Source organism: Sporolactobacillus shoreicorticis, from assembly GCF_024125445.1.
Lineage (GTDB): Bacteria > Bacillota > Bacilli > Bacillales > Sporolactobacillaceae > Sporolactobacillus > Sporolactobacillus shoreicorticis.
The window spans coordinates 1-280 of the sequence record NZ_JAMXWM010000111.1 but is presented as its reverse complement, the minus strand read 5'-3'; the positions used below and the strand labels follow the sequence as shown (position 1 = coordinate 280).

General features: G+C 46.4%; 1 pseudogene. It reads left to right on the top strand.

Going from position 1 to position 280, the window contains the following annotated elements:
* Positions 1-280 (top strand): annotated as a pseudogene (locus tag NIE88_RS22240) (phage tail protein); the annotation flags it as partial.

The window sequence follows — 280 nt, the reverse complement described above, 5'->3', positions numbered from 1 at the left end:
TAGCACAAGCTACATGGAACAGGTTACCTCATTCTCAGCTACCTTGCTTCAGGGCTTAAAAGGAGACACTGCTGCAGCCGCTAAATACGCAGATATGGCCATTGTCGATATGTCCGATAATGCCAACAAAATGGGTACGGACATTGGGATGCTACAAAACGCTTATCAAGGCTTTGCCAAAGATAACTTTACCATGCTTGACAATTTGAAACTAGGGTACGGCGGTACAGCTGGAGAAATGGCCCGATTGGTCAACGATTCCGGTGTCATGGGGAAAAGT